General features: G+C 33.8%; 24 protein-coding genes. 4 read left to right on the top strand and 20 right to left on the bottom strand.

The features are described from left to right. Positions 1 to 9: 9 nt before the first annotated feature. The 20 genes from AC2DZ0_RS12395 to AC2DZ0_RS12490 all read right to left on the bottom strand — a co-directional run bounded on the left by AC2DZ0_RS12395 (position 10) and on the right by AC2DZ0_RS12490 (position 19477). The gene (locus AC2DZ0_RS12395) at positions 10 to 1266 is read right to left on the bottom strand and encodes an alginate export family protein (protein ID WP_484642113.1); all 1257 of its coding nucleotides are present in this window, start codon (positions 1264 to 1266) and stop codon (positions 10 to 12) included. A gap of 141 nt (positions 1267 to 1407) precedes the next feature. After that, positions 1408 to 2214 (bottom strand): ABC transporter ATP-binding protein, encoded by an 807-nt coding sequence (locus AC2DZ0_RS12400; protein ID WP_484642115.1) that lies wholly within the window; start codon positions 2212 to 2214, stop codon positions 1408 to 1410. A 17-nt stretch (positions 2215 to 2231) separates the two neighbouring features. After that, positions 2232 to 3089 (bottom strand): ABC transporter ATP-binding protein, encoded by an 858-nt coding sequence (locus AC2DZ0_RS12405; protein WP_484490372.1) that lies wholly within the window; start codon positions 3087 to 3089, stop codon positions 2232 to 2234. 64 nt (positions 3090 to 3153) lie between these two features. Then, positions 3154 to 4254 carry an ABC transporter permease gene (locus AC2DZ0_RS12410; RefSeq protein ID WP_484490373.1) on the bottom strand — a complete coding sequence of 367 codons (1101 nt, stop codon included), beginning with the start codon at positions 4252 to 4254 and terminating at the stop codon, positions 3154 to 3156. A 105-nt stretch (positions 4255 to 4359) separates the two neighbouring features. Continuing rightward, on the bottom strand, positions 4360 to 5739 hold the full coding sequence (locus AC2DZ0_RS12415; RefSeq protein ID WP_484642116.1) for a CmpA/NrtA family ABC transporter substrate-binding protein: 1380 nt from the start codon (positions 5737 to 5739) through the stop codon (positions 4360 to 4362). 263 nt (positions 5740 to 6002) lie between these two features. Then, complete coding sequence (locus AC2DZ0_RS12420) at positions 6003 to 6701, bottom strand: Crp/Fnr family transcriptional regulator (protein WP_484490375.1); 699 nt, start codon at positions 6699 to 6701, stop codon at positions 6003 to 6005. Between the two features lie 192 nt (positions 6702 to 6893). Then, positions 6894 to 8234 carry an MFS transporter gene (locus AC2DZ0_RS12425; RefSeq protein ID WP_484642118.1) on the bottom strand — a complete coding sequence of 447 codons (1341 nt, stop codon included), beginning with the start codon at positions 8232 to 8234 and terminating at the stop codon, positions 6894 to 6896. Positions 8235 to 8516: 282 nt separating this feature from the next. Next, positions 8517 to 9527, bottom strand: a complete 1011-nt coding sequence (locus tag AC2DZ0_RS12430) for a DUF481 domain-containing protein (RefSeq protein WP_484490377.1) — start codon at positions 9525 to 9527, stop codon at positions 8517 to 8519. Positions 9528 to 9545: 18 nt separating this feature from the next. After that, positions 9546 to 11633 carry a hypothetical protein gene (locus AC2DZ0_RS12435; RefSeq protein WP_484642119.1) on the bottom strand — a complete coding sequence of 696 codons (2088 nt, stop codon included), beginning with the start codon at positions 11631 to 11633 and terminating at the stop codon, positions 9546 to 9548. 5 nt (positions 11634 to 11638) lie between these two features. Next, positions 11639 to 12271 carry an outer membrane protein gene (locus AC2DZ0_RS12440; RefSeq protein WP_484642121.1) on the bottom strand — a complete coding sequence of 211 codons (633 nt, stop codon included), beginning with the start codon at positions 12269 to 12271 and terminating at the stop codon, positions 11639 to 11641. Between the two features lie 170 nt (positions 12272 to 12441). Beyond that, positions 12442 to 12921: a hypothetical protein gene (locus AC2DZ0_RS12445; RefSeq protein WP_484642122.1), complete on the bottom strand. Its 480-nt coding sequence runs from the start codon at positions 12919 to 12921 to the stop codon at positions 12442 to 12444. 25 nt (positions 12922 to 12946) lie between these two features. Next, positions 12947 to 13450: a hypothetical protein gene (locus tag AC2DZ0_RS12450; protein ID WP_484642123.1), complete on the bottom strand. Its 504-nt coding sequence runs from the start codon at positions 13448 to 13450 to the stop codon at positions 12947 to 12949. Between the two features lie 7 nt (positions 13451 to 13457). Then, a complete protein-coding gene (locus AC2DZ0_RS12455; RefSeq protein WP_484642125.1) occupies positions 13458 to 14039 on the bottom strand; it encodes a hypothetical protein in 582 nt (193 codons plus the stop codon). Between the two features lie 18 nt (positions 14040 to 14057). Further along, complete coding sequence (locus tag AC2DZ0_RS12460; protein WP_484642127.1) at positions 14058 to 14738, bottom strand: hypothetical protein; 681 nt, start codon at positions 14736 to 14738, stop codon at positions 14058 to 14060. An 11-nt stretch (positions 14739 to 14749) separates the two neighbouring features. Further along, complete coding sequence (locus AC2DZ0_RS12465; RefSeq protein ID WP_484490384.1) at positions 14750 to 15406, bottom strand: DUF4136 domain-containing protein; 657 nt, start codon at positions 15404 to 15406, stop codon at positions 14750 to 14752. Positions 15407 to 15434: 28 nt separating this feature from the next. Beyond that, positions 15435 to 16484: a hypothetical protein gene (locus AC2DZ0_RS12470; RefSeq protein ID WP_484642128.1), complete on the bottom strand. Its 1050-nt coding sequence runs from the start codon at positions 16482 to 16484 to the stop codon at positions 15435 to 15437. A gap of 1 nt (position 16485) precedes the next feature. Then, complete coding sequence (locus AC2DZ0_RS12475) at positions 16486 to 17211, bottom strand: porin family protein (RefSeq protein WP_484642130.1); 726 nt, start codon at positions 17209 to 17211, stop codon at positions 16486 to 16488. Positions 17212 to 17225: 14 nt separating this feature from the next. Then, on the bottom strand, positions 17226 to 17825 hold the full coding sequence (locus AC2DZ0_RS12480) for a hypothetical protein (RefSeq protein WP_484642131.1): 600 nt from the start codon (positions 17823 to 17825) through the stop codon (positions 17226 to 17228). 4 nt (positions 17826 to 17829) lie between these two features. Further along, positions 17830 to 18504 (bottom strand): hypothetical protein, encoded by a 675-nt coding sequence (locus AC2DZ0_RS12485; protein WP_484490388.1) that lies wholly within the window; start codon positions 18502 to 18504, stop codon positions 17830 to 17832. 268 nt (positions 18505 to 18772) lie between these two features. Next, positions 18773 to 19477 carry a Crp/Fnr family transcriptional regulator gene (locus AC2DZ0_RS12490; RefSeq protein WP_484490389.1) on the bottom strand — a complete coding sequence of 235 codons (705 nt, stop codon included), beginning with the start codon at positions 19475 to 19477 and terminating at the stop codon, positions 18773 to 18775. A 542-nt stretch (positions 19478 to 20019) separates the two neighbouring features. Here AC2DZ0_RS12490 and nirB point away from each other — a divergent pair. The 4 genes from nirB (at position 20020) to AC2DZ0_RS12510 (ending at position 25177) form a co-directional block, all read left to right on the top strand. Then, complete coding sequence (gene nirB, locus AC2DZ0_RS12495; RefSeq protein WP_484642133.1) at positions 20020 to 22536, top strand: nitrite reductase large subunit NirB; 2517 nt, start codon at positions 20020 to 20022, stop codon at positions 22534 to 22536. A 162-nt stretch (positions 22537 to 22698) separates the two neighbouring features. Further along, positions 22699 to 23076, top strand: coding sequence for a nitrite reductase small subunit NirD (gene nirD / locus AC2DZ0_RS12500; RefSeq protein ID WP_484490391.1), 378 nt, complete (start codon positions 22699 to 22701; stop codon positions 23074 to 23076). Between the two features lie 109 nt (positions 23077 to 23185). Continuing rightward, the gene (locus tag AC2DZ0_RS12505) at positions 23186 to 23773 is read left to right on the top strand and encodes a DUF4202 domain-containing protein (RefSeq protein ID WP_484642134.1); all 588 of its coding nucleotides are present in this window, start codon (positions 23186 to 23188) and stop codon (positions 23771 to 23773) included. 60 nt (positions 23774 to 23833) lie between these two features. Beyond that, entirely contained in the window at positions 23834 to 25177 is a 1344-nt protein-coding gene (locus AC2DZ0_RS12510; RefSeq protein ID WP_484490393.1) for a PAS domain-containing sensor histidine kinase, read from the top strand. Positions 25178 to 25205 lie beyond the last annotated feature (28 nt).

Consider the following 25205-nt stretch of genomic DNA (forward strand, 5'->3'; position numbering starts at 1 on the left):
TTGTTTTTCTTACAAGAAAGAAGGTTTGATAGTTAACATCAACCAAGCCCAGTTTTGTAAGCTTTTTGCAGGTGGATTTCCAACAGGATTAGGGAAATCGTCGCTTTCAAAGAATTGAGAGTAACCTCCTGCCAAAGAGAACTCTTTGAATTTTTTAGAAACAACTAAATCAATTTCTTGACCTAAAGAATTTTTAGTTTGAGATTGCTCAGAGAACATATGTCCTTTGATTTTCAAGTTGTAAGTTTTAAATATTTTTGTTGCAGCAGTTACATTTAAGTCTACTAAACCGTTTGCATTAGCATGGTTTCCTACGTAGAATCTATCCATCAAACCGTTGAATTTGTGGTTGGTTCCATATAAAGGGAAGAATCCAACAGAAGTATCTGTTTTACCAGAGATTACCTCAGCACCTAATCCAAACATTGTTTTTTCAGTTGCTTTAAAGTTTACATCCAAACTAGCTAAGTAAGCAGCTTTAACAGCAACTTGACCAATTCTTTCTCCGTCTTGAATAAACGCGTTACCACTGAATGAAAGTGCTCCTGGTTTGTAGTCGAAGTGTAAACCTCCTGTAAATAAGTTAGAGTTCTCTGGTCCAACATTTGCATCTTGGAAAGTGTTATGTAAAGCTAAAACACTTAAGTTTAAAGACTCATATTTTTTGTTAACTCTTAAAAAGGCGATGTTTTTATAAGAAAACAATGCAGAAGTATCATATACATTATTTGCTCCATTTGTGTTGTAACCAAAACCTGCATCTAAAGAATATCCATTGTTAGCATACTTCACGATACCTACATCGTGCGTTCTTGCTTGCTGAGCCCATCCTAGACCTCCTAAGATTCTTTGGTCATCGTAAGAAAGAGGCTGTCTACCTAGTTTGAAAGAAGTAAGTTTAGAAAATTTGATATCTGCCCAAGCTTCTTGCATTCTTATTTTTCCATTACCAGTAGCTGAGATTTGAGGTCTGTCACCAAAAGTAAATACTTCTTGAACAGAAATGTAAGCAGTATATGTTTCTGCTGCATACTTAGCTGCTAAAGCAACTCTAGCATCTGTTATAATGTAACCGTCGGTACCTTCCCTACCAGCAGTATTTACACTTCCTTTAGTTAGATCGGTAGCATCTTTAGGTTGGTATTTATAGTTAAAACCATCTCTCCATTCAGATCTTGGTCTAAACTCTCCATTTAAAGAAAATTGGGCCATTATAGATGATGTTGCTAACATCAATAAGGCTACTAGGGTAAATTTAATTTTCATCTTTTGTAATTTTAATAATTGATTGTTTTCGATTTTGTTTCATTAGATTTATAGGGCAAATCTATGTGTTTGATAGCTTCTAAAACATGACTTATAGCAGTTTTTAACCTCTTTTTGTATCGTTAAGATACGTAAAACTACTTAATGTTCTAAAAAGTCAATCATGTGTTTACGGTATTTGTAGTAGTCATCATGGGCAAGTACTGCTTTTCTGGATCTTGGTCTTTTAAATTCAATAGGTAGAATATCTCCAATTTTAGCTCTAGGACCACTTGTCATCATCACAACTCTATCCGATAAGAAAATTGCCTCGTCTACATCATGTGTAATCATGATTGCAGTAATTTTTTCTTTATTCCAGATTTCTATTAGTACATCTTGCAATTCTCCTCTTGTTAATGAGTCTAGCATTCCAAAAGGTTCGTCTAATAATAATACTTTTGGTTTGATGGCAAAAGCTCTTGCAATACCAACTCTTTGTTGCATTCCTTGGGAAAGCTCTGAAGCTCTTTTATGAAAAGAACCATCCAAACCAACTTTACTTAAATAGTATTTACAGATGTCTTCTTTTTCTTTTTTACTTCCATGAGGAAAAACTTTTTTAACACCTAGCATCACATTTTCCATAGCAGTCATCCATGGCATTAAACTGGGAGCTTGGAATATAACCCCTCTGTCAGGCCCCGGTCCTTTGATAGAAGAGCCTAGAACAGATATCTTTCCTCCAGAAATTTCATTCAACCCTGCAATCATAGAAAGCATGGTTGTTTTTCCACATCCAGAATGACCGATGATAGTAATAAATTCTTCTTTTCTTACTTGTAAATTCAGATCTTCCAAAACTACGTAGTCACCTTTTGGAGTAGGGTATACTTTTTTTAAGTCCTTTAAATCTAGCATTACATCTTTACTAGCAAACTTTTCTTGTAATATTGTTTTTGTTTCCATTTTAAAGTTCTTTGAGTTTATTTAGGAGATCTAAAATCCCATCTTAAATCTTTTGGTTGTAAATCTGGTAGCTCATAATTAAATTCAGAATTTCCAGATCTTTCATTACCAATATCCATCAGGTATTCAATAATGGCATTCCTTGTTTTTTTGTATTCAGGATTGTCATTTAATTCGGTCTTATCCCTAGGTCTTTCAATATTGATTTTAAATTCAGGACCTAAAGTAGCTTTGGGACCAGGTCTAAGCGGAATAATTCTATCTGCCATATAAATTCCTTCATCAACATCGTTGGTGATTAATAGGGCTGTTCTTTTATTTTTATTCCAAATATTCAATATTTCATCCTGTAAATTACCTCTCGTTAAAGCATCTAGGGCTCCTAAAGGCTCATCCATAATGATCATTTCAGGATCCATAGCAAGTGCTCTCGCTACAGATACTCTTTGGCGCATTCCTCCAGATAATTCTTTGGGTCTTTTATGAGTAGCATGACTTAAACTTACCATGTCAATATATTCTTTGATGCGCTTGTCTAAAAAAGAATTGTTTTCCTTTGGGAATGCTTCTTTTACTGCCATTTCAATATTTTGATATACTGTAAGCCAAGGTAAAAGGGAATAGTTTTGGAAGATAACACCACGTTCATGGCTAGTATCTTCTATTTGTTTTCCTTTAAATAATACTTCTCCAGAAGTTGGTTTTTCTAGTCCGTTAATTAGGTTTACTAAAGTGGTTTTTCCACTTCCTGTAAATCCAACAATTGCTACAAATTCACCTTCTTCAATGTGTAAATTTATGTTGTCCAAAACCTCTGTAAGATTTTCGTTGCTTCCGAAAGATTTTGATATGTTGTTTAGTTCTAAATAAGCCATTTGCTGTTTTTTTAAAGTTCGAATATTGTTGAAGTCCATTTGTGGGTTCAACGGTTAAGCATTCTTAGATTCCTTCGTTTTTATCGAATGAAATGAATTTTTGAATGGTTAACATTATTCTATCCAATAAGAAACCAATGAAACCAATTACAAACATGGCAACAATAATTTTTGAGTTAGAATCCATGGCTCCATTTTGGAATTCTTCCCATACAAAGGAACCTAAACCAGGACTTTGTGCTAACAATTCAATTGCAATTAATACCATCCAAGCGACAGAAAGAGTAATTCTTAAACCTGTAAATATCAAGGGTAAGGAGGCTGGCAAAATAACTTTGAATATTTTTTGGAAAGTTCCAAGTTTTAAAACTTTTGCAACATTTAAATAGTCTTGATCTACCGTTGAAACTCCCATGGCAGTGTTTACTAATGTAGCCCACATAGAACAGAGACCAACACTAATAAATGAAATTACAAAAGAAGTGTCTCCTGTAGAATCTTTTGTCAACGTTTTTACAATCATAAATACTAGCAATAACCAAACTACAGGTGAAACTGGTTTTAGTATTTGTATTAGCCAGTTGAATGAATTACGAAGTGTATCGCTCAAACCAATGATGATTCCAATAGGAGTTGCGATTAATAAAGCTAATAGAAAACCTGCGAAAACGGTTTTGATACTTGTTTTAATTTGATCAACAAATGAGGGTCTACCAGTATAAGTAATAGGTGCTTTTCCTTCAGCAATTCTTTTTTCATTTAAAGTTGCAGTTTTTTCTTTAAATGCTTTTTTGTCCTTGCTAATTTCTTTATGATCTTCAAGTAGAACTAAGAAAGAGGCCCATACTTGAGAGGGAGAGGGAAGCGTATTTGGTTGACACGAAAGATCTCCAGATTCAATACAAGCTTTTATTTTATCTGCTTCTGCTTGCCCTTGGTCTTTTAATGTTTTTTCAATTTTATAATTTGCTTCTGTGTTGTAAAGAGATTTAGATCCCGTGTACCATACTCCTAGAAATAATAAAACCGATGCGATGGGTGCTATTATTTTTTTTAATACTGCTATGGTGTTTTTTTTAGAATCTTCTCCACTAGCAAGACGTACTAGAGGCTCAAGAAAACCAAGACCTATGAATCGTAATACTTTTATGATAGAATCTTTCATTTTGTTGTCGTTTAATTTGTTGAAACTAGGTTTCAAATGAATTTTGATAAATTAACACTTGAAAGGATGTAGCTTTCAAGTGTTAATTTTAGGTGTTGTAGTTTATTATTTACTGTCTTTGTTACCAATTTTAAAGCTATTGATGTATCCAATAGGATCTTTTGCATCGTATACTTTTCCATCGATGAAGTCAGTCGTTGCTGGCTTGTATCCATCAGTTTTAGGAATATCTGTCGCAGGGATTTTACCTTCTTTAGCAAGCATATTTGCAGCCTTTAACCAAATGTCTGGACGATAGATGTCTTTAGCTTTATCAGCGTACCAAGCGGCTGGTTTTTCAGTTGGGATTTGTCCCCATCTTCTCATTTGAGTTAAGAACCATACAGCATCAGAGTAGAATGGGTAAGTAGCGTTGTATCTGTAGAATACGTTAAAGTCTGGCATTTCTCTCTTATCTCCTTTCTCGAATTCAAATGTACCCGTCATAGAGTTTGCTAATACAGCTTCATCAGCTCCAACGTATTGAGACATTGCTAAGATTTTAACAGCTTCTTTTCTGTTTCCAGGAGTATCTAACCATTTACCTGCTCTAATTAAAGCTTTTGTTACAGCTACGGCAGTGTTAGGGTATTTAGTTACAAATTCTTTAGTCATAACAAATACCTTTTCTGGGTTGTTTTTCCAGATATCATAATTTGTAGTTACAGGAACACCGATTCCTTTAAAAACTGCTTGTTGATTCCAAGGTTCTCCAACACAGTAACCGTAAATAGTTCCTGCTTCTAAGGTAGCTGGCATTTGTGGTGGTGGTGTTACAGATAGTAATACTTCTGCATCAATTTGTCCTTGAATGTTGTTAGCAGAATACATTCCTGGGTGAATTCCTGCTGCTGCCAACCAATATCTAATTTCGTAGTTATGAGTTGATACAGGGAATACCATTCCCATTTTAAACGCTTTACCGTTGTTTTTGTATTCTGTAATTACTGGTTTTAAGGCTTCAGCACTGATTGGATGTACAGGTTTTCCATCAGGTCCTTTTTTAACATTTGGTTTCATACCTTCCCATACATTGTTAGAAACAGTAATTCCATTTCCGTTTAAATCCATAGAAAAAGGTGTAACTAATTCTGCCTGACGTCCAAATCCTGCTCCAGCGGCAATAGGTTGACCCGCTAACATATGAGATCCATCTAATTGTCCATCAATAACTCGGTCTAGGATGTTTTTCCAGTTAGATTGAGCTTCTACAGATACGAATAAACCTTCATCTTCAAAAAATCCTTTTTCCTTTGCAATTGCTAAAGGTGCCATATCTGTAAGTTTTATAAAACCAAAAGTTAATTGTGGTTTTTCAATTTCTAAACTTGCTGATTTTGCTTGAGGTTTCGTTGTTGCTTCTTTTTTCTTTGTGTCTTTACCTCCACATGAGATTGCAAGAAACATACTTGCAAGTGCTGTAATTTTAATGGCTGTTCTTTTCATGTTTTCTATTTAATAAATGATTATTTTAATCTGTGTTTGTGTATGTTTGAATACATGACAAAGATAGATTCAGTGTATAATTTAAACTGTGCGAATACACAGTGGTTAACAGTCTTTTATACTTAGAAAAAGCGGAGTAAATACAAAAACTAAACTGCGTTATGGTAGGTTCAAAAATGGGGTTTTTGGATTTTTGTATAAAAAAACTGCGCTTTCTTTTAAGGTGAAAGCGCAGTTTTTAAAACATAGATCGGGGTATAGTGTCAAGAATTTAATGTGTGTTTAGAAATTTCTTTTTTAAGGGTTTCCAGGTTTTTAATCCCTAGTTTTCTCCCTTTAGCATTGATTAGATTTTGTTTTTTTAGACCAGATAAAATTCTGATTACTTGTTCTTCTGTAGTTCCTGAATATTCTGCATATTCTTTTCTGCTTAAGGATACGTTAAAAAGTCCATCCTTAGAACCAAATTTTTTATCGATATAAATAAGGGAGTCAATAACTCTTTCTTTTACGGACATCTGTGCTAATTTTCTAACGCGTGTTTCACTTTCGCTAAGTTCATCTGCATAGAATAACATAAAATCAAATGTAAGTTCAGGGATGTTTAATAAGATAGATTTTAGATCTTCTTTAGAAAAATAACATAAGGTGGAGTCTTCTAATGCTTGTGCAGATATTGAGTAGTATTTTGAAGAGCCAAAACCTCCTCTATGACCTATTATATCACCATCTTTAGCAAATCTCACAATCTGCTCACGTTCATCTGCTCCTGTTTTGGCAACCTTAACTTTTCCTTTGTAGGTAAAAAATAATCCATGCGCAGGTGTACCTTCCATAATAAACTGCTGAGATTTTTTACACTTAATGGTGTGTTTGTTCTCTAAAACATTAGTGATTTTATCGTTTAAACTATGTTTTTTAATAAGGCAATTTAAGTTTTCGCATTGTGTACAATCTGCCATGGTTTTGTTTTTAGGGTTTGTTTCTACAAAGTTACTTTGTTGCATTCGTAAAAAACATGACGAACACAGGGCTAATTTAGTTTTTTAATACATAAGTAAAACTGCGTTTTTGTAGGTATTGAAAGAATGAAGAGAAAAAAAAGCTCTTTGAAAATTTTCAAAGAGCTTTTTTAAGTTTTAATTATTGTATAATTAAGCTGCTTTAGATAAAGCCTCTAGTCTATTTTGTTCGTCTATAGCGGCTTTTTCGTCAGCTGGAGAGAATTTAATAAGGAACCCTAAGAAACCAACAGCAGAGACAATAAATCCGAAAGTGAAAAATGCATCCTGTAAAGTAGCTCCACTTCTTAATAAGTATTGAGCATATAATACGGCTCCTACATTACCACCTGCTCCTACAATTCCAGAAACAGCTCCAAGGGCTTTTCTGTTTATGAATGGTACTACAGAGTACGTTGCTCCTTCTGCCATTTGAACGAATAGTGAGAAGAATACCATACTTGCGATTGCAAATCCTAATACATTCATTTGAGAGAATAGTAGTAAAGCAATTCCTTCTGCGATCACTACATAAACTAAAATTTTAACACGACCATTCAATCCTGAGTTTTTAGAGAATTTATCAGCAATCCATCCACCAGTTGATCTGGCGAATAAGTTCATTGCTCCAAAGAATAGAACCACAAATCCTGCTGCCTCTTGGCTTAAACTAAATTTTTCTTGATAATACGTTGATGCTTTTCCAGTAACGAATAATTCCATTCCGAAACAACCTGCATACATAGCGAAAAGAATCCAAACTCTTTTATCTGATGCTGCTGCATAAAATAAACTTTTTTCACCTTTTTTAGATTGAGGTCTTTCTTCTGGTAAGTCTGTATAATTACCTTTTGGACAATCTGTTGTGTATTTCCAATATAAATATGCTACAAATAACATGATTATTGCTGGTATATACATAGCGATTCTCCATGATTCAGTTGCTTCAGCTAATCCGAAAGCTGCTACGGCCGATGCGATTAATGGCATGGCTGCATTTGTAACACCACCTCCAAGGTTACCCCATCCAGCAGTAGTTGCATTTGCAATACCAATTACGTTTGGTGCAAACATAACAGAAGTATGATATTGAGTAATTACGAACGAAGCTCCGATTACCCCGATAGCCAAACGAGAAATTAAGTAAGTTTCCCAAGAGTAGGCAAATGAAGATCCAGCAACAGCGATAGCTCCAAAAATTAATAGGTAAACATAACTTTTTCTTGGTCCTATTTTATCACAAAGATTTCCTATTCCTAATCTAGCAAAAATTGTAACCCCCACCGATGCAATAAAAGCAAGTGTTGTTTGTGCTTTTGTTAAATCTAAATCAGGTGCAATAGTAGATTTCATTAATGGTGCATGTGAAAACCATCCGAAAAAACAAAGGAAGAATGCAATCCAGCTTAAGTGGAAGGTTCTCATTTGAACGGATTTAAAATCCAATAGGTTGATTTTTGTTGCTTTTTCGTTTTGTAGCTTTACTGTTTTCATCTGTGTTGGTTTTATGAAAAAATTATACAGCAAATATAGAGGCCTAGCTCAGTTTGTTTTGTGGGTAAAATTCAAGTTAAAACAAGTTTTTAAACGGTAAATAAGCTGAAAAAAACAATAAAAAAAACTGTCAAAAAACATGTTTTTATTTTAATTGACAGGTTGTTAGGTGGTTATGTTTTTGTGTTTTGACTATTTAAAATCTGATTTTTAAAGAGAGGGTAGTAAGAGGTATTCTTAAACAGTGATTTAATGTGTTTTTAAATCTGAAAATTCATTGGTTTATTTATTGAATTCCCAACCAAAACCACTGGAAAAAATATAATCATATTGATTTCCTTCAATTGCGGGTTCGTTATCGTAATTCAAAGTAAAAGAAGTTTTAATATAAAAGTCATATGGCAAATCATATTTCATGGTTAGATTGTAATCCACCCTGACCCTTCCAAATTCAGAAATTGTTGGACTGACCTTAACATCTGTTGTTAAACTAATATCTTCAAAGTTATACATGTTTAGATTTGCGTTGATGAAAGTTTCTGTAGATTTTTTGTTTAAACTTTCATCCACATATGTCTCGAAGTTGAAGGCAATACCAGTTGAGAGTCCTAGATATAGTTTAGGAGTACTGGCTAATAATTTTCCCATACCTAAGTTAGGGGTATAACGTCCATGAAGTGCTTGTTCAGTATTTGAAAGATAAGTTAATTCACCAATCATATACCAAGTTTTAGAGATCAACCTCCGGACGTCTGCTTTTGCATCTGTCCTTTTGATGTCTTCTACATCATCTTGCTGAGAGTTTAAAACATTTAAACTTCCATTGGTTACCCATAGTTCTCCCACATATCCTAATGTTGCATTGACGGTGGTTTGTTTTTTACCTTGTGCTTTGGTAAAGTCGTAACCAAAGTCGACACTTCCCGAGAATCTTTTACGTCTATCTTCACTAACTTCCTGGAAGGCTATAATTTCAGAGATTTTAAAAGTTTCAACGAGATTTTTGTTTGTTTCAATGGTAACAATTCCAGGTTTGATAGTTCTAACTTTTCCAAAGCGTCGTCTACTTTTAGTAAGTGTAATAATACATTTTTTATGAATGTAAATACTTGTGACTTTGTCAAATTCAACGCGAAAATCTTTGTCGCTATAAGAGGTTTTGAAGACGAGTACGCCTGTATCAAAACTTTCAACAGTTCCAACAAGTATATCTTTGTTTTTTAGTTTAAGAGTATCTTTTTGCCCATAAAACAAAGTTGTTGAGAGTAAGAATAAAAAGATTAATCGTTTCATGAGTTCGCTAACACGTTTTTATCGTCGTCGACCACCCCCCATGGATGGGCGTGATCTATTTTGAGATCTATATTGATTGTAGTTTGTATTACCTCTACTTCGGTTATTGTGAGATCTTTCTAATTGTTGCCTTTGTTGTTTTTGGTAATCGTTAGTTTGAGGTCTTGTTTGTTGCCTAGTGTCAGGTTTAGTTTGAGGTCTGGTCTGAGCTTTGTTACCAGCGTTGTTGTTTCTTTTTTGTTGCCAGTTTCCATTTTTATCTCTTTGATGAACATTACCGGCTTTATCTGTGTAAAGATTGTTGCGGGTATTTTTGGCTTGGGTTGGTCTGTTTCCTTGTGCTTTAACAGGTCGGGTAGTTATTCCTGGTCTGTTTTTACCATTTTGTGTTCTGTATACATTGTTAGAGTTTCTTTTACCATGAGCGTATCCCGCAGCATAGCCTCGTCTATATCCATTGTGATATCCGTGTCGATAACCGTGTCTGTAACCGCAAGGTCCCCAATAGGCACGAGAATGGAATGACATACTCATCCATCCATAACTAACCCCAACAGAGAATCCCCATCCAGTATAAGGGTTATAATGCACACCAAAACCATAAGTCACGGGTCTTGGGTAGTAATACATTCCGTACCATGGTCTGTAATAGTAGCCAGAACCATATACAATTACTCCACCATACATGTAAGAGTGGTAATAGCCTGGGGTGTAACCAACATAAACAACTTCAGGTGTTGATTCATAGATGTATACGTATTTTACATTGTAAACAGGTGAACTCGGTGGAATTTTTTCAACTTCATCTGGTCTCTTTGTGGATACGATCCAAGGGCCTTGTGCAGAATTGGATTGAAACCAAACTGCATTGTCAACTACATAATAGATGTTGTTGATATATAAAACTGTACTTTCAGTATTGATGGCATAAGAAAGATTTGTTCCTTCAACTTTATCAAATTTTGGTTTCCCATCATAGGTCACCTTGGTGGTTGCTTCTTTTCTGTTTACTTGAGCAGTCTGAGGTATTTGCTGTTCGTATATTGCTTCTTTAGCCTCATCAGTACCTGGTACACTAACTCTTAAACCCGAAACTTTTTGATCATCTGCAGGAATGGATAGGAATGTTTTGGGTAAAGATTTGGGTTCAACAAAATTCCATTTCTCTTCTTTTAAAGATTTAGTAGCATACCATCTACCATTAAGTAAAAGATAGTGCGTTTGACTTTCTATTTCTAGTAATAAATCACTTTCTGTATTACCAACTAATAATAGTGTTGTGTTTTTAATTGGCTCATAAGCCAAATCACCTTTTGTAACCACAAGTTCTGCGGCTTTCGTGGTGATAATAAGTTTTGGGGGAGTAGTTTCTCCTTCTTCTATCTCTGGGTTTTGTTGTGAACTTACATTTTTATCTGCAAGATTTTCTATGTCTGAAGGAACTGAATTGGTTGTCTTCCAATCCGTATCATAAAGATCATCTGTTTTATACCAGAAATTATTTCCCTTAAGATAGTAGGTGTTTTTCTTTTTTACGATGAAAAAAGGAGTGTTAACGATATACTCAATTTTTTTACCTTCTACTGTTTTTAATTTTGGTTCTCCATCGATGCTTACTAGAACAGTTGGCTCTTGACGGAAGTAGATTTTTGGGGGTGTATTGTCTAAATTTTCTGAGATTTCTTTTTCTTCAGAAACGGTTTCTAAACTAGCTATAAGTTTATCGATAGAAATATCGATGTTGATCTTTTCTAAATCTTCAAGAAGTACTTCTTTTAATACTTCGATGTTTTTATCGTTTTCAATATCTGGGAATTTGATCTTAAGAATATCGATAGATTCTAAACTAGCCATTCTTGTTTCCAGATCTGTATTTAATCTAGCATCAAACCACATGGCACCAAACAAAAGTTTATCTTCTTTTGTTTTGACAGAAATTGCCATTCTACCTTTTAATATGTTTTCAACCAAAGTTTCATATTGAGGTTGATATAAAGTTATTTTGTAATTACCTGCTTTGATCACACGAGGCCAGGTTAAACTGTTTTCCTGCGCGTTGATGTGTTGCGTTAAAATTACTAAAAGTAGAATGACAAGTTTTTTCATGGTATTTATTTAAGTCTATATACTAATCCACCACTGAATCCTCCAATTAAAATGTTGCTAGATCCTGATACTCCGGCACCTCCGGTTCCGAAATACACACCTCCCCATTGGATAGGAATCATTAAGTTTCCTTGTACGTTCAATCCCCATTGTTCATTGAACATATAGTTTACACCGGCTTTGATAGTACCTGCTAAATACCATTTTGTGTCAATTGGGTAGTCAAAAATAGCTTCATTGGCATTTTCTGAATTGAAAATTGCAGCACCAATACCTCCTCCTACAAAAGGACGTAATTTGTCTTTTGTAATGTATTTAGAGGCTCCGATAGTGATCCAATCCATATACAAATCTGTAAGGTGATCTGTTTGACCATTTTCTCTTCTGGTTATAGATGAAGAATGACGCGTATAACTTACTTCTGTCATTACACCTTGAAACATGTCAACTCCTAAGGTAAAACCAAATTGATCACTTTCATTGATTTTTACATAATTGTTGTAACCGTAATTTGATTTTGATCCAAATTGATAACCGTAAGATGCAGTTAATTCAACAGTTTGAGCCTGAATACTTGTTAAAGTAAAAACAGCAATGGCTGTTAGAAGTACGGATTTTATTAAAACTGATTTTTTCATGATGTTGTCTTTTAAGACTTTAGTTGTTAGGGTTTAACGATTTAAAAATAATAAAAATGAATTTCTGTTTAGAGATTGATTCTTATTATTTTTAAATCGATACGCTATTAAAAGTATATTTCATGAATGTAAAAAGTGGTATTTACATTCATGAAATATGGTATGTTGTGTTATTCAACTTTTTCTAATTCACCTATAAATGGTACATTTTCGTATACAGCAGTTTTAGATAAGCTTAAGAAGTAATTTTCAATTTGTAAAAATTGAGCTGCAGCTCTAGGTCCACCTGCTTTTTTTAGTTTTTTGAAATATTTTTCTATGTTTTTTGCATTGTTTTTACTCTGTTTCAAGCTTCTTTTACAAAGTTCTTCAATTTTTTCATTAGAAAGACTTGTATAGTTTTCAGCGTAGTCAGTAATCAAAGCAATTCTTTCAGATCGCAATTCTTTTCTGTCTGCTTCATAGGCTTTATAGATATCCCAGAATGCCTCTTTGTTTTCAGAATCAACCGTTATAAAATCTTTTACAATGGTAAGTTTGTCTACACCAAATAGTGCTTGAAAGAAATCAGTGTCATTAGTGTCTTGTTGCGCAAGCATAGCTAATGGAGATAACATACAAGCGATAATTAGTGAATAGAATTTGTTCATGTTTTTGATTTTTTTAAATTATTGTTTATTGATTTTCTTTTGTTTTAAAAAATAAGTTTGTCAGTGCACCCTTTTCCATAGAATCTCTAATAGCGATAATCACATTATAGCTCCCAAGTGAAAAAAATGAAGCAATTAAAATTAATCTAAATTGCATAGGGTCTCTATGCTCATGGATTGATTTTATGGCTTCAATGAAGTTGTTTCCTTCGAGTAATGTATGGATTAGATTTTCTAGAAAAAGAACAAAAGTCAATACCAAGGTATAGATAATAGATTTGAATAGAACATTTTTATACAAGGCTTGACGAATGTACACTTTACCTAAAGGTGTTTTGTCTAAAATGATAACCACTTTACTCATTACTAAAGCACCTACTAAAGCTGCTGAAAATCCATAAAATTCAACTTTTACTTGAGCAAGGGTAAGTTTTTTTATTAGAATCAATACTCCAAAACAAAGCAAGAAGTAAGCGGTGACTAAAAGAATTTCAATAAATTCTTTTTTTAATTTTTGAACAAAACTCATAGTAGTTTTATTTAGTGTTTACCTTTTTCAAAGCAACAGCAATGGCTTCTGCGTAGGTTAAAATAAATTCTTGACCTATGTGAACTTTTTCAAGTATTTTAGGGTCTTTTACGGGGATAGTCATGTAGTTTCCGGCAGGACCTCTAACGGTTGCTATCATATAAGGTCTGTTTAAAACCTCAATAGTAACAATTGCTTTTGCAACTGCTCCAACAACTGCCCCTGGGTCTACACCTTCTGGAGCTTTACCAGCTTCTGAAACTATTTGCAATGATTCCGCGCGTTCGGCTAAAGTAGGTTCTCTAAATTCTGCTTTGATATAAGTCCAATAGTCAAAACTAATTTTGTCATCCACAGAGATTTCATCAAATCGTTTGATTTGATCTCCTGCTTTAATGGTGTTAAGGTCTCCCTCTGGCCCCATTAAAGTAAGTTCTCTAGTTTCTTTATTGATTTTTGTAACAGTACCTTCGCTTGAAACTAAGTTCCATCTTTCTCTAGAAGGTTGTTCTTCTTGAATAACTTGTGCAAAAGAAATTTGCACAAGTATTATTAAGATTATCGAAAAGAATAAATGTTTCTTTTTCATAGTATAGTTCTATGTGTTTTACCACTCCCAATATAAACCAGCTCCAATATTAATACTGGCTAAATGGTCTATATTAAAGTAATCGTTTTTGTTTGTTGAATAATTGTAAGTAGCATAGGTTGCAATTCCGAAAGTTTCATTTACTTCAAGTTGTAAACCTATTTCTGGTTTTACCAAGAATCCCCAGTTACTCTCACTGATTACGTATATATTAAAATACGAATCTTGCTCTGAGTATACCGTTCCGATTCCCAATCCAACATAAGGTTTGATGTTTCTTTTGTAAATAAAATAGTATCCGTTTACAGCAATTGGTAAGGTGTAAATATGTCTCACCATATCGGTATGAACCGCACCACTACCATCAGGTCTTTCATATACCTGAGGAGCATAATATTCATTAAATGAATTCCATCCTAAGGAGGCACCCACGGCTAAATTACCACCATCTACAAAATGCTTGTAATCAAATCTACCACCACTATAACTGTTTTTTCCTAAGAAATCATTTCCAGAAGGTATTGCCATTTCCCAGTTTAAAACAAACTGATCCTCAGCAGTCATGGTATAAGTGTAAATTTCTCTATCAGGCTGAGGTCCATCAGATGGCCATGGAGAAGTTACAGTTGTCGTTGTTGGTGTTTGTGCTTGTATGAATTGTCCCATACCAAGCAATAAAAGAATTATAAATTTTTTCATGTCAGTAGGTTTTAATTGTTTTTGATATAAGGAGATTGATCAAACGCTTGTGTTACTCCTCTTTCTGCTCTGTCAATATTTGTTTGATCGTAAGAGCTTAATACTCCAAACATGGCTGCGTTCCAAGCCGTTGGAGTTCTACCTACGTTGTCTTTATTGGTTAAATCTCCAATCTCAACACTTAAAGTACCAGTGTCGTATTTATAGTAAGAACAGTATGGATAGTAGTATCCACCACCACCCCAACCCCATGGAGGCCAGTAACCTGGGTAACCACCCCACCAACCCCAACAAGTTTGGCCAGTGTTGGTTACTCTAATAATAGCAGTTGCAAGTGCAATTTCTGCCGTTCCATCGGTTACATCAGATGTTATTTTCGTTCTGGTATAACCACGATCATCCATGTTAGATTGTATTTCTGCAATCACGGTAGTTGCTACTTGATCTTGACCAACCACTAAAATACTATCGTCTTTGATGCTGTTGGAAACAAGGTAAATTGTATCAGACAAGTAATACGTATTAAAATCTGTAAAGTCTACTTCTAAATCCACGTCTGTAGCGACTACAAGTTCAGAAGAAAGTCCACCAAGATCTGGGGACTTGTAACAGGAGTTCAAAAGTACTAATGCACAAATGAATCCTAAAAATTGAATTGTTTTTTTCATTGTTTATTTATTTTGGGTGTTTCTCTATTTAATTAAATCTATAGTTTAAGGATAGTAAAAATGATTTTCTATCTCCAATCAATCCTGCTTCAGATCGTATCATCCAGTTTTTGTTATGCTGGTACTGAGCTCCAACAATTCCATTCCAAGGTTGTTTTACACTTTTGTCAATTCCGTATTTAACTATTCCTTCTCCGTCAGCTTCATCAATTGCTTTTATAATTGGTCCGATAGTTTTATCTGCAATCGCTTGTTGAGCAAGAGTTGCTTCATTGTCGTACCAATCATTGTAGTTTGCAACGATTTCATCCGCTTTTTCCCATGTTTCAGGAGGTAAAGCATCATTAAGTTTTAATTGACCTCTAGTTTCAGAGCTCAATTTAACTCTCATTGCACCCACCCATAAACCTACATTTCGATAAGGTTTAGAAGAATGAACAAAATTATGTCCAAACCTAAGGCCTAAAGTAGAAACTTTTACTGATTTATCAAGTAACTCAGGTTTTGTCCAAGAAAGGTTTCCGTCTACTGCAATCCAAACAGGTCCCACACCACCTGCGGCAGTTGCTCCAAAACCAGCGGTTCTTACACCTTGCTCTACAACTGATTTTAATCCTAGTGGTTTATTACCAATTTTGTCTAAGTTTACTTCGGTTGTTGAATTTCCAACACCGAAAATACCGTATACATTTAAGAAAGGGAACACCCATAAATCTGGTCTAACCATAAATGTTTCTGCGGTGCTATAATTATTTCCAAAACCAACAAAGTCAATTTCCGTTAAAGGAAAATCTTGATTTTCATTTTGGAATCCTAATTGAAGATTGTCTATGATAAGTCCTTGTTTTACCCAAAAGTAATTTGCCATGATTCCAACAGGGTAAGGTATGTCGAAACCTTGTGAATAGGCAGCTTGTCCCCAAATAGGAAATACTTTATCGTAATCTATTTGTTTGATGCTGTCTGTATATGCCTTGTGTATTGGTAATATTTTTTTAGATGAATATTGTGCTTTTACAGAATTGGCTGTAAAGCAACATACAAAAAGGATTATTATATATTTATAGGTGTTTTTCATGTTACTCTTTCGTTTGTTTTGCTTTCTCTTCTCTTTTTTTCTTTGCAGCATTCGCACCGATAGGTACATTTAGTCTTAAGAATAAACTATTGTTTTTAGTACCTGTTTTGTTTTTATATACGTCAACTAATCCAAAATAGTATTTGACTCCAAGGGTCATTCCATCATTTTTTATCAATCGATATCCTGTTCCAAGGGTTATACCTGCGTCAATTTTATTTATTGCGTCGGAGTTCGTATGTCTTATTCTAATATCTTCGTTTGCGTCACTATAATTAAATTCAACGAAACCTTTACGCATCCAACCAATTTGTGGACCTCCTTCAAAATAAATTCTATTTTTTAAGCTGTATTTTAAAAGTATTGGAACGATAAAATAATTTAATTCTTGTTTGTAGTCTCCTGGTTCAGGTTCAGTAGGTATTCCTAAAAATGTTAAGTCTTCTGCACTGAGGTTGTTTGCACCAAGTGTCGACTTAACTAACACTCCTGTGTCTAAATGTAATCTTTCTTTAAGTGTAATATCAAAATAAAAACCTAAGTTGTAGTTTCTTACGCTTCCATTGTTTTCTAAGTTAGAAATATTCGCCCAATTGACCCCTCCTTCAAGTCCAAATTCTAATCCTTCAGAATTAAGTTTGTCTCCAAAGATTAAACTCAATAACACCTGTGAGTGTATTGTATTACAAAATAATAGGAATAAGAAAAGGACTTTAAGATTTTTCATAGGTGTTCTTTAGTTTATAGCCAATTTACAACTAAAGGTTCTGCTAGTTCAAAAGTTCCTTCTGTTCCTTTTGGGAAATGAATAATGGTACCAGGTTGAAGCATCCCAACAGCCGCACCTACTGCTGCACCTTTTCCGGCTCCTTCACCGCCATCAAACGCTGCACCTACACCCGCTCCAATCGCTGCTTTTCTCAAGGTATTTCTTCCGTTTCCTTGGGTTTCAACTTGTTTCCCTTCTGTTTTACATTTCTGAACAAAATTGTCCACAATAAAACCACCAACGGTAATTGCAAATTTGCTACCACGTCGTTTTGTGTTTTCTGAAACAAGTACTTCCATTTGTACTAGTGTACCTTTAGGTATTAATATTTTTCCTTTTGAGGTAATGTCTCTGTCCAATTCTACAAAAAAATGATCACCTGCTTGAAAGTTTTTAGCATAAACATCCTTCATCGCTTTTACAAAGATGATAGTTCCAGCAGGCAATGTTGGATACTCTTTGGTGTCGTTTTCAGTTTTAGGAACTTCCGTGGTTTGGGCTATGGTTTGAAAATTGGGAGCGCTAAATAATCCAATGGAAAGTGTTAAAATGTATATGTATGAGGTTTTCATGATGTTATTGTTTTAATGCTTTTGCAATTTCTTTTACATATTCTTCTGCAGCTGTGTAAACTGTTTCTGGATCATCTACTGCTGAAGTTACTACTGCAACAAGTTGTTCTGTTGAAGCTAGGTCTAGATTAAAGATAACGGTTTCAAGTACAAAAGATTTTCTGATGTCAGTGTAAGTTTCACTAGGAACATAGCTTTGATATGTAGGATGTGAGTATGGATGGTTGTAATACCCATAAAAACCACCATAGTATTGTGGGTATAAAGAGCTGTAACTACCACCGGTGTAATAACCACCATGTTCTGTGGTCACCGTTTTTTCACTTCTTTTTTTGACACTTGTTAGGATAATTGCATTGAATCCAAGGCTTTTGATATTTGCAACGAGCTCCTTGCGTTCTTCAGCTGTGTATTCACGTTGGTCGTTGAAAATTGGAATTTTCATATAGCTAGTACTCGCTTTAATTTTTCCTTTTTTTAAATGAGCAACCATCTGTTCTTCAAATGCACCTCTTTTTTTATTGTCTTCTGTTCTTGTTATAACAAGAATATTTTGATCAACAATAGTATTCAGTTTGTCCGATTTCCAAGCGTTTATTACTTCTACACTAGATTTACATGAGGATAAAATGAGTAGTAAAGAGGCTAGAAGCGTTGAGAATTTTATTTTTTTGATCATGTTAATTTTTTGTTTTTTAGTAAGTGACTGCAAGTCAGCTCTTCATCGTTTTATGATTGCTTATGAAAAATCAATGTAAAATAGTAAGAATTATTTAAATATATAATGATTTGCAGTATTTTGACTGTCAATTTTTTTTGAACAAAAGTATTTATAATTTTAGATGAAGGAATAAACCTAGGTTAATATTATGTTGTTGTTTTTGTAAATAAAAACACCTCCTTCTTTTTTATGAGAAGGAGGTGTGTAGTGATTGTTATTTTTTGAATTAGCTATCTAAAAAATAGTTATGTTCTGATATTTCTTTTTTAAGTAATGAAACATCCGCAATTCCAAGTTTTTTTCCTTTAGAAATAACGAGTTTTTCTTTTTTTAAGGTGGAGATTATTCTTATAACCTGTTCCTCTGTAGTTCCTGCAAAATCTGCAAAATCTTTTCTAGGGAGTTGGATATTGAAGAATCCGTCTTCTGATTGACCAAATTTTCTGTTTATGTAAAGGAAAGAGTCTATTACTTTTTCTCTAACAGTCATTTGAGCAAATTTTCTCACTTTAGTTTCTGATCTATTCAATTCTTCTGAATAGAATAACATTAAATCAAAAGTTAGGTCTGGGATTTCATGAAGCATTTTCATTAAAACTTCATTGGTGAAATTGCATAAATGTGTTTCTTTTATAGCTAAAGCTCCAATAGGGTAGTTTTTACCAGTTCCGAAACCTCTGTGTCCAATTATTTCACCATCATGCGCAAATCTTACAATTTGCTCTCTTCCATATATCCCAGTTTTTACCACTTTAACTTGACCTTTTCTTACGAAAAATAAGCCATGAGCAGGAGCTCCTTCCATGATAAATTGCTGCGATTTTTTACACTTAATATTGTGTTTCTCATCCAAGTATTTTTCAATATTTGGGTTTTTGATGTTTTTTTTAATTAAACAATCTGTGTTTTCGCATGTGATACAATCTGACATAATTGTTGTGTTTTGAGTTTCTGGTGGTAAAATTACGTAAATAATTTAATAAACTACGTATAAATACTTAATATATTGTATTTGATTATGATTTTTGTGTTGGATCTTATGGTGATTTGTCAGTAAAAATCTGAAACCTCTGGTGTATTGGTTGCAGTTTAAAACCAGTTTTTGAATTTTTGGACCTATTTTATTGGATGGGAATATTGTTGCCTGAGTTTTTTGCGATTCTGTATGAAGATAAATTTTTTCAAAGGGGAGTTAGTTGGTTGCAATTTGATATTATCGTCTTTTAAGTAAAAGAAATAAGTTTTAAGTTGTTGTTGGTTTACTTTCTGTATAATAGGTAAAACTGCGATTAGTTAGGTTTTAACTATGTATTATATAATATTAAAACATGTTTAATGTTGATTTGATAAAATCAGAACCTATATATTAAGAACAATGAATAATTTTGTTTTTTACGTAAAATTAATGAACGAAACTACGTATAGTTACGTAATTTTACGTAGTTTTGCTGTGTAATATAAAACACATAGAATATGAAAACGATTTTAGTTATAGGAAACGGTATGGTAGGGTACAAATTTTGCGAAAAATTTGTAGCGAAAGCAGATCTAACTGAATTCAAATTGATAGTATTCGGTGAAGAGCCAAGACCAGCATATGATAGAGTGCATTTGAGCGAGTATTTTGCAGATCAAAATGCAGAACGATTGAGTATGGCACCTAGATCTTGGTACGAAGAGAATGGAATAGAGTTGATTACGAATGAGCGTGTGACAGATATTCATAGGTCAAATAAAACAATTACTACGATTAGTGATAAAGAATATTCATACGATTATATCATTTTAGCTACAGGATCTTCAGCTTTTGTACCACCAATTCCTGGTGTTGAAAAAGAGGGTGTGTTTGTATATAGAACTATTGAGGATTTAGATGCAACGATGGCATATGTTGCTGAAATAAAAAAACAAAAGCCTGATGGTAAGGCTGCTATTTTGGGTGGAGGTCTTTTAGGATTGGAAGCTGGAAAAGCAATTATTGATATGGGACTTGATGTTTCTGTTGTTGAGTTTGCACCTCGATTGATGCCAAGACAATTGGATAATGATGCGAGTAAAGTTCTTCAAGGAAAGTTAGAAGATTTAGGAATTGATATTCTTTTAAATAAAGGAACTCAAAATATTGAAGGTGACGGAGCAATTACGGGAATGAAGTTTTCTAAAGAGGAAACTTTGCCTGTTGATATGTTGTTAGTTTCTGCGGGGATTCGTCCAAGAGATGAGTTAGCAAAAACATGCGGATTAGAAGTTGGTACAAGAGGTGGAATACTTGTAACGAATGACATGAAGACTTCTGATGAGAATATTTATGCAATTGGAGAGTGTGCTTTGTTGAATCAAATGATTTATGGTTTGGTAGCACCAGGTTATGATATGGCTGGGGTAGCAGTAGATCAAATCTTAGGAGAAACAGAGGCTTCGATGCCAACATCTATTGACATGTCAACAAAATTAAAACTGAGTGGTATTGATGTTGCAAGTTTTGGTGATGCATTAAATGAAAGTAAAGAAGGAATTAGTATAGTATACGAAAACAAATTCCAAGGAATATATAAAACCATCAACGTTTCTAAAGACGGTAAATCGTTATTAGGAGGTATTTTGGTTGGTGATGCAAGTGATTACAATATGTTGCATCAAATATTTTTAAATGGGTTGGCTATTCCAGAAAATCCAGAGGACTTGATTTTAGGTTCTAGAGGAGGAGAAGGAGCAAGTATGGGGTCTGTGTTAGATTTACCAGATGAAGCTGTTGTTTGTTCATGTGAGTCGGTAACCAAAGGAGCAATATGTTGTAAAATAGAAGAAGGAGTTGATACTTTAAAAGGATTGGCAGCGGACACTAAAGTTACTAAAGGTTGTGGAGGTTGTAAACCAATGGTACAAGATATTTTAGATGAGACTTTAAAGGCTTCAGGTAAAACTGTAAAACAAAATATCTGTGAACATTTTGATTATTCAAGACAAGAGTTATTTGATATCATTTCAACAAAAGGAATTAAATCATATGATGAGATTTTAGATTCTCATGGAAAAGGAAATGGTTGTGAGATTTGTAAGCCTGCATTGGCTTCGTTATTTGCAAGTATTTATAATGAAACAGCAAATGAGCAAGAAACTATTCAAGATTCAAATGATAGGTTCTTGGCAAATATTCAAAGAAATGGTACTTATTCCGTTGTTCCTCGTGTAGCTGGTGGAGAAATTACTCCTCAGCAATTAATCGTATTAGGGGAAATTGCTAAGAAATATGACTTGTATACAAAAATTACAGGGGGGCAACGTATTGATATGTTTGGGGCTCGTTTAGATGAGTTGCCAAAAATATGGAAGGACTTAATTGATGAAGGTTTTGAAAGTGGACATGCTTATGGAAAATCTTTAAGAACTGTAAAAAGTTGTGTAGGTTCTACATGGTGCCGTTATGGAATGGATGAAAGTGTAAGTTTTGCTATCGAGGTAGAGAATAGATACAAAGGAATCCGTTCTCCGCACAAATTTAAAGGTGGGGTTTCAGGATGTATTCGTGAGTGTGCAGAAGCACGTTGTAAGGATTTTGGAATGATTGCTGTAGAAGGTGGATGGAATTTATATGTTGCAGGTAACGGAGGAGCAAATCCTAAACATGCAGAGTTGTTAGCAGAGAAAATAGACAACGAAACGGTTGTGAAGTATGTAGATAGATTTTTGATGTTTTACATCAAAACAGCACTACCACTACAAAGAACGGCAGCATGGTTAGATAAACTAGAAGGAGGTATTGAATATCTTAAAGATGTTGTAATTAATGATAGTTTAGGAATCTGTGAAGATTTAGATAAAGAAATGGCTGGATTGATTGATACTTACAAGTGTGAGTGGAAACAAGCCATAGAAAATATTGAGATACAAAATAGGTATAGTCATTTTGTAAACTCTGAAGAGATTGACGAAAATTTAAATTTCGTTCCTTTAAGAGAACAAAAAATGCCTGAATTGTGGAATGCATAAAGATAGTTTGATTTCTATGAATGGAGGAGCACAATAATTCAAAAGCAAACTTTTGATAATTTAGGTTGTTTTTGAATTGTGATCCTCTTATAGAACAGATTGTAATAGTGTATTAAAAGAGTAACAGTAATTAATCCCTAAGAGGGGTAAAAAATAAAAATTATGTCAGCAGTATTAGAAAAGTATTTTACAACTAACGTTGATGAAGTAAAAGTTTGGTTTAAAGCAGCTCCAGTATCTAAGTTTCCTGAAAATGGTGGTGCATGTGTGAAATACAATGATAAGCAAATTGCCGTATTTAATTTCACTAGAGAAAATAAGTGGTATGCTTGCCAAAACTTATGTCCTCATAAGATGGAGATGGTTCTTTCTAGAGGTATGATTGGAGATGACTGTGGGACACCAAAAGTGGCATGTCCGTTGCATAAAAAAACATTCTCTTTAGAAAATGGAGAGAATTTGAATGGCGATTTAGATTCTATTGCAGTTTACCCTGTGAAGATAGAAGATGGATTTGTGTATTTAGGATTTTCTGAATAGATATTTAGCCAAAGATTTTTTGTTTTAAAACACCAAGAAGATCTAAATTAATTTTATTTTTGTAAAAGATTCAGCACCTTTGTGTTGGATCTTTTCAATTTTTAGAACTATGGTATCAGCAAAATTTCAAGAAGCAATTAATTTATTTGATCAGGCAAACGCAAATGATCCTAACAAAGAAATTTGGGAGGGTAAAGAGCATCCTAAAGAGGTACTTTATGGTCAGCGTATGACTGAGATGTTAAATGGTTTTGATGCCAAGGCTTCTGAAGAAGTTCAACTTGCAGCACGTTGTCAACATATTTGTCGATGGGAAATACCAAGAGACTCTTATGAGATGAACAGACCAGGATACCTTACATGGAGAACGGAATTGAAAAAATTTCATGCACAAAAAGCTTCTGAAATTTTAGAGACAGTAGGGTATGGTATAGAAGTTCAAGAAAAAGTTTCCTTTTTGTTGCAAAAGAAGCAGCTGAAAAGAAACGAAGAAACTCAAACCATTGAAGATGTTATCTGTTTGGTGTTTCTGCAGTTTTATTTTGATCCATTTATTGAAAAACATTCAGAAGAAAAGATTGTGGATATTGTTCAGAAGACTTGGAAAAAAATGTCGGAAAAAGGACATGATGCTGCACTACAATTATCTTATTCTGATCAAGGATTGGCTCTAGTTAAAAAAGCCCTTGGTTTGTAATAGAATTCTCAATTTGAAGGAATTCAAATACAGTTGTATTCTTTTTTATACTTTTGCAAAATGCAGAAGAATAAAATTGAATACACAAATATCCCTTTACTTTTAAAAAGACTTTTAGTACGGTCTTTTCTGTTATTGGCAGGTTTGCCAGTATTTTTGTACATGCTTTTGAATTTTTTTCAAGTGGAATTTTCATTATCGCTGTTAGCCGTACTGTTTTTTGTGTTGATTATTCTTGTTTTTGTAAAGCAGTATTTTCAAAAAATAATTCAAATTCTCGTCAAATCAAATATTTATAACAAAGAGCAGATAGCGGAGTTGAAAGAGCAGTACGAATTGAAAGAAATTGCTTACCAAGAGTTAGAAAGTTTGAATTTTGTTGTTGATAACGCAGCCTTATTTGCAAGTACGAAATTGGATGGTACTGTGCTTTATATGAGTAAAAAATTTTCTGATTTATTAAAATTAGAGAAAAATGATATTCGAGGCTCCATAGAATTATTATTAGCCCAAAAAGAAGGACAACAACAAAAATTGAAAGATGTTTTTTTAACAACTCGTCAAAAAAGTTGGATTGGTGAAGTTGAACTGACCTCAAAAACGGGTGAAAGTTTATGGATGGAGATTTCTGTCATTCCTATGAACAGAGCTCATGGAAAACAAAGTTTGTTTATTCTTGGAAATAATATTACTGAAAGGAAAGAGACTCAGGAAGAAATAGATAGAATAAAGCAAGAAGAATACGAAAGTAAAGTACAGCTGCAGAAAGATCAAGCGAGTCAGATTGTTGAAGCACAAGAAGGTGAAAGAAAGCGTATAGCCAAAGATATTCATGATGGTATTGGTCAAATTCTTACCGCATTGAAGTTTAGTGTAGAGTCAATAAATTTAGAGAATCCTGAAAAGGCAGAAGAAAAATTAGCAGATTTAAAAGTAGTATTTGGACAATTAATAAAAGATGTTAGAGCTGTAACTTTTAGTTTGACACCTCCTGAATTAATAGATCATGGGATTGCTCCAGCATTGCGTAAAATGACTCAGGAAATATCTAAACTTTCGGGGAAAAATATATTGTTTGAAAACAAAACAAATTTTAATGAACGTTTTGATTCGTTAACGGAAACAAACTTATACAGAGTAGCGCAAGAAGCAACAAATAACGCTTTGAAGTATGCTGATTCTACCTATGTTTTAGTCTCTGTAACGCATACTAAGGATCTTTTAAGCATCATGATTGATGATAATGGAAATGGATTTGATACCAGTCAGATGATAAACTCGGAGAAAGGTTTGGGTATGGGGTTGTTTTTTATGCGTGAGCGTGTAAACTATGTAAATGGTCGTTTGTTTATTAATTCAGCAATTGGTGAGGGTACCAGGATAACTATTAATATTCCTTTGTAGGTTGTTTTATAAGCGTTATATTTACGTT

This window comes from Flavicella sp. IMCC45668, from assembly GCF_057219105.1.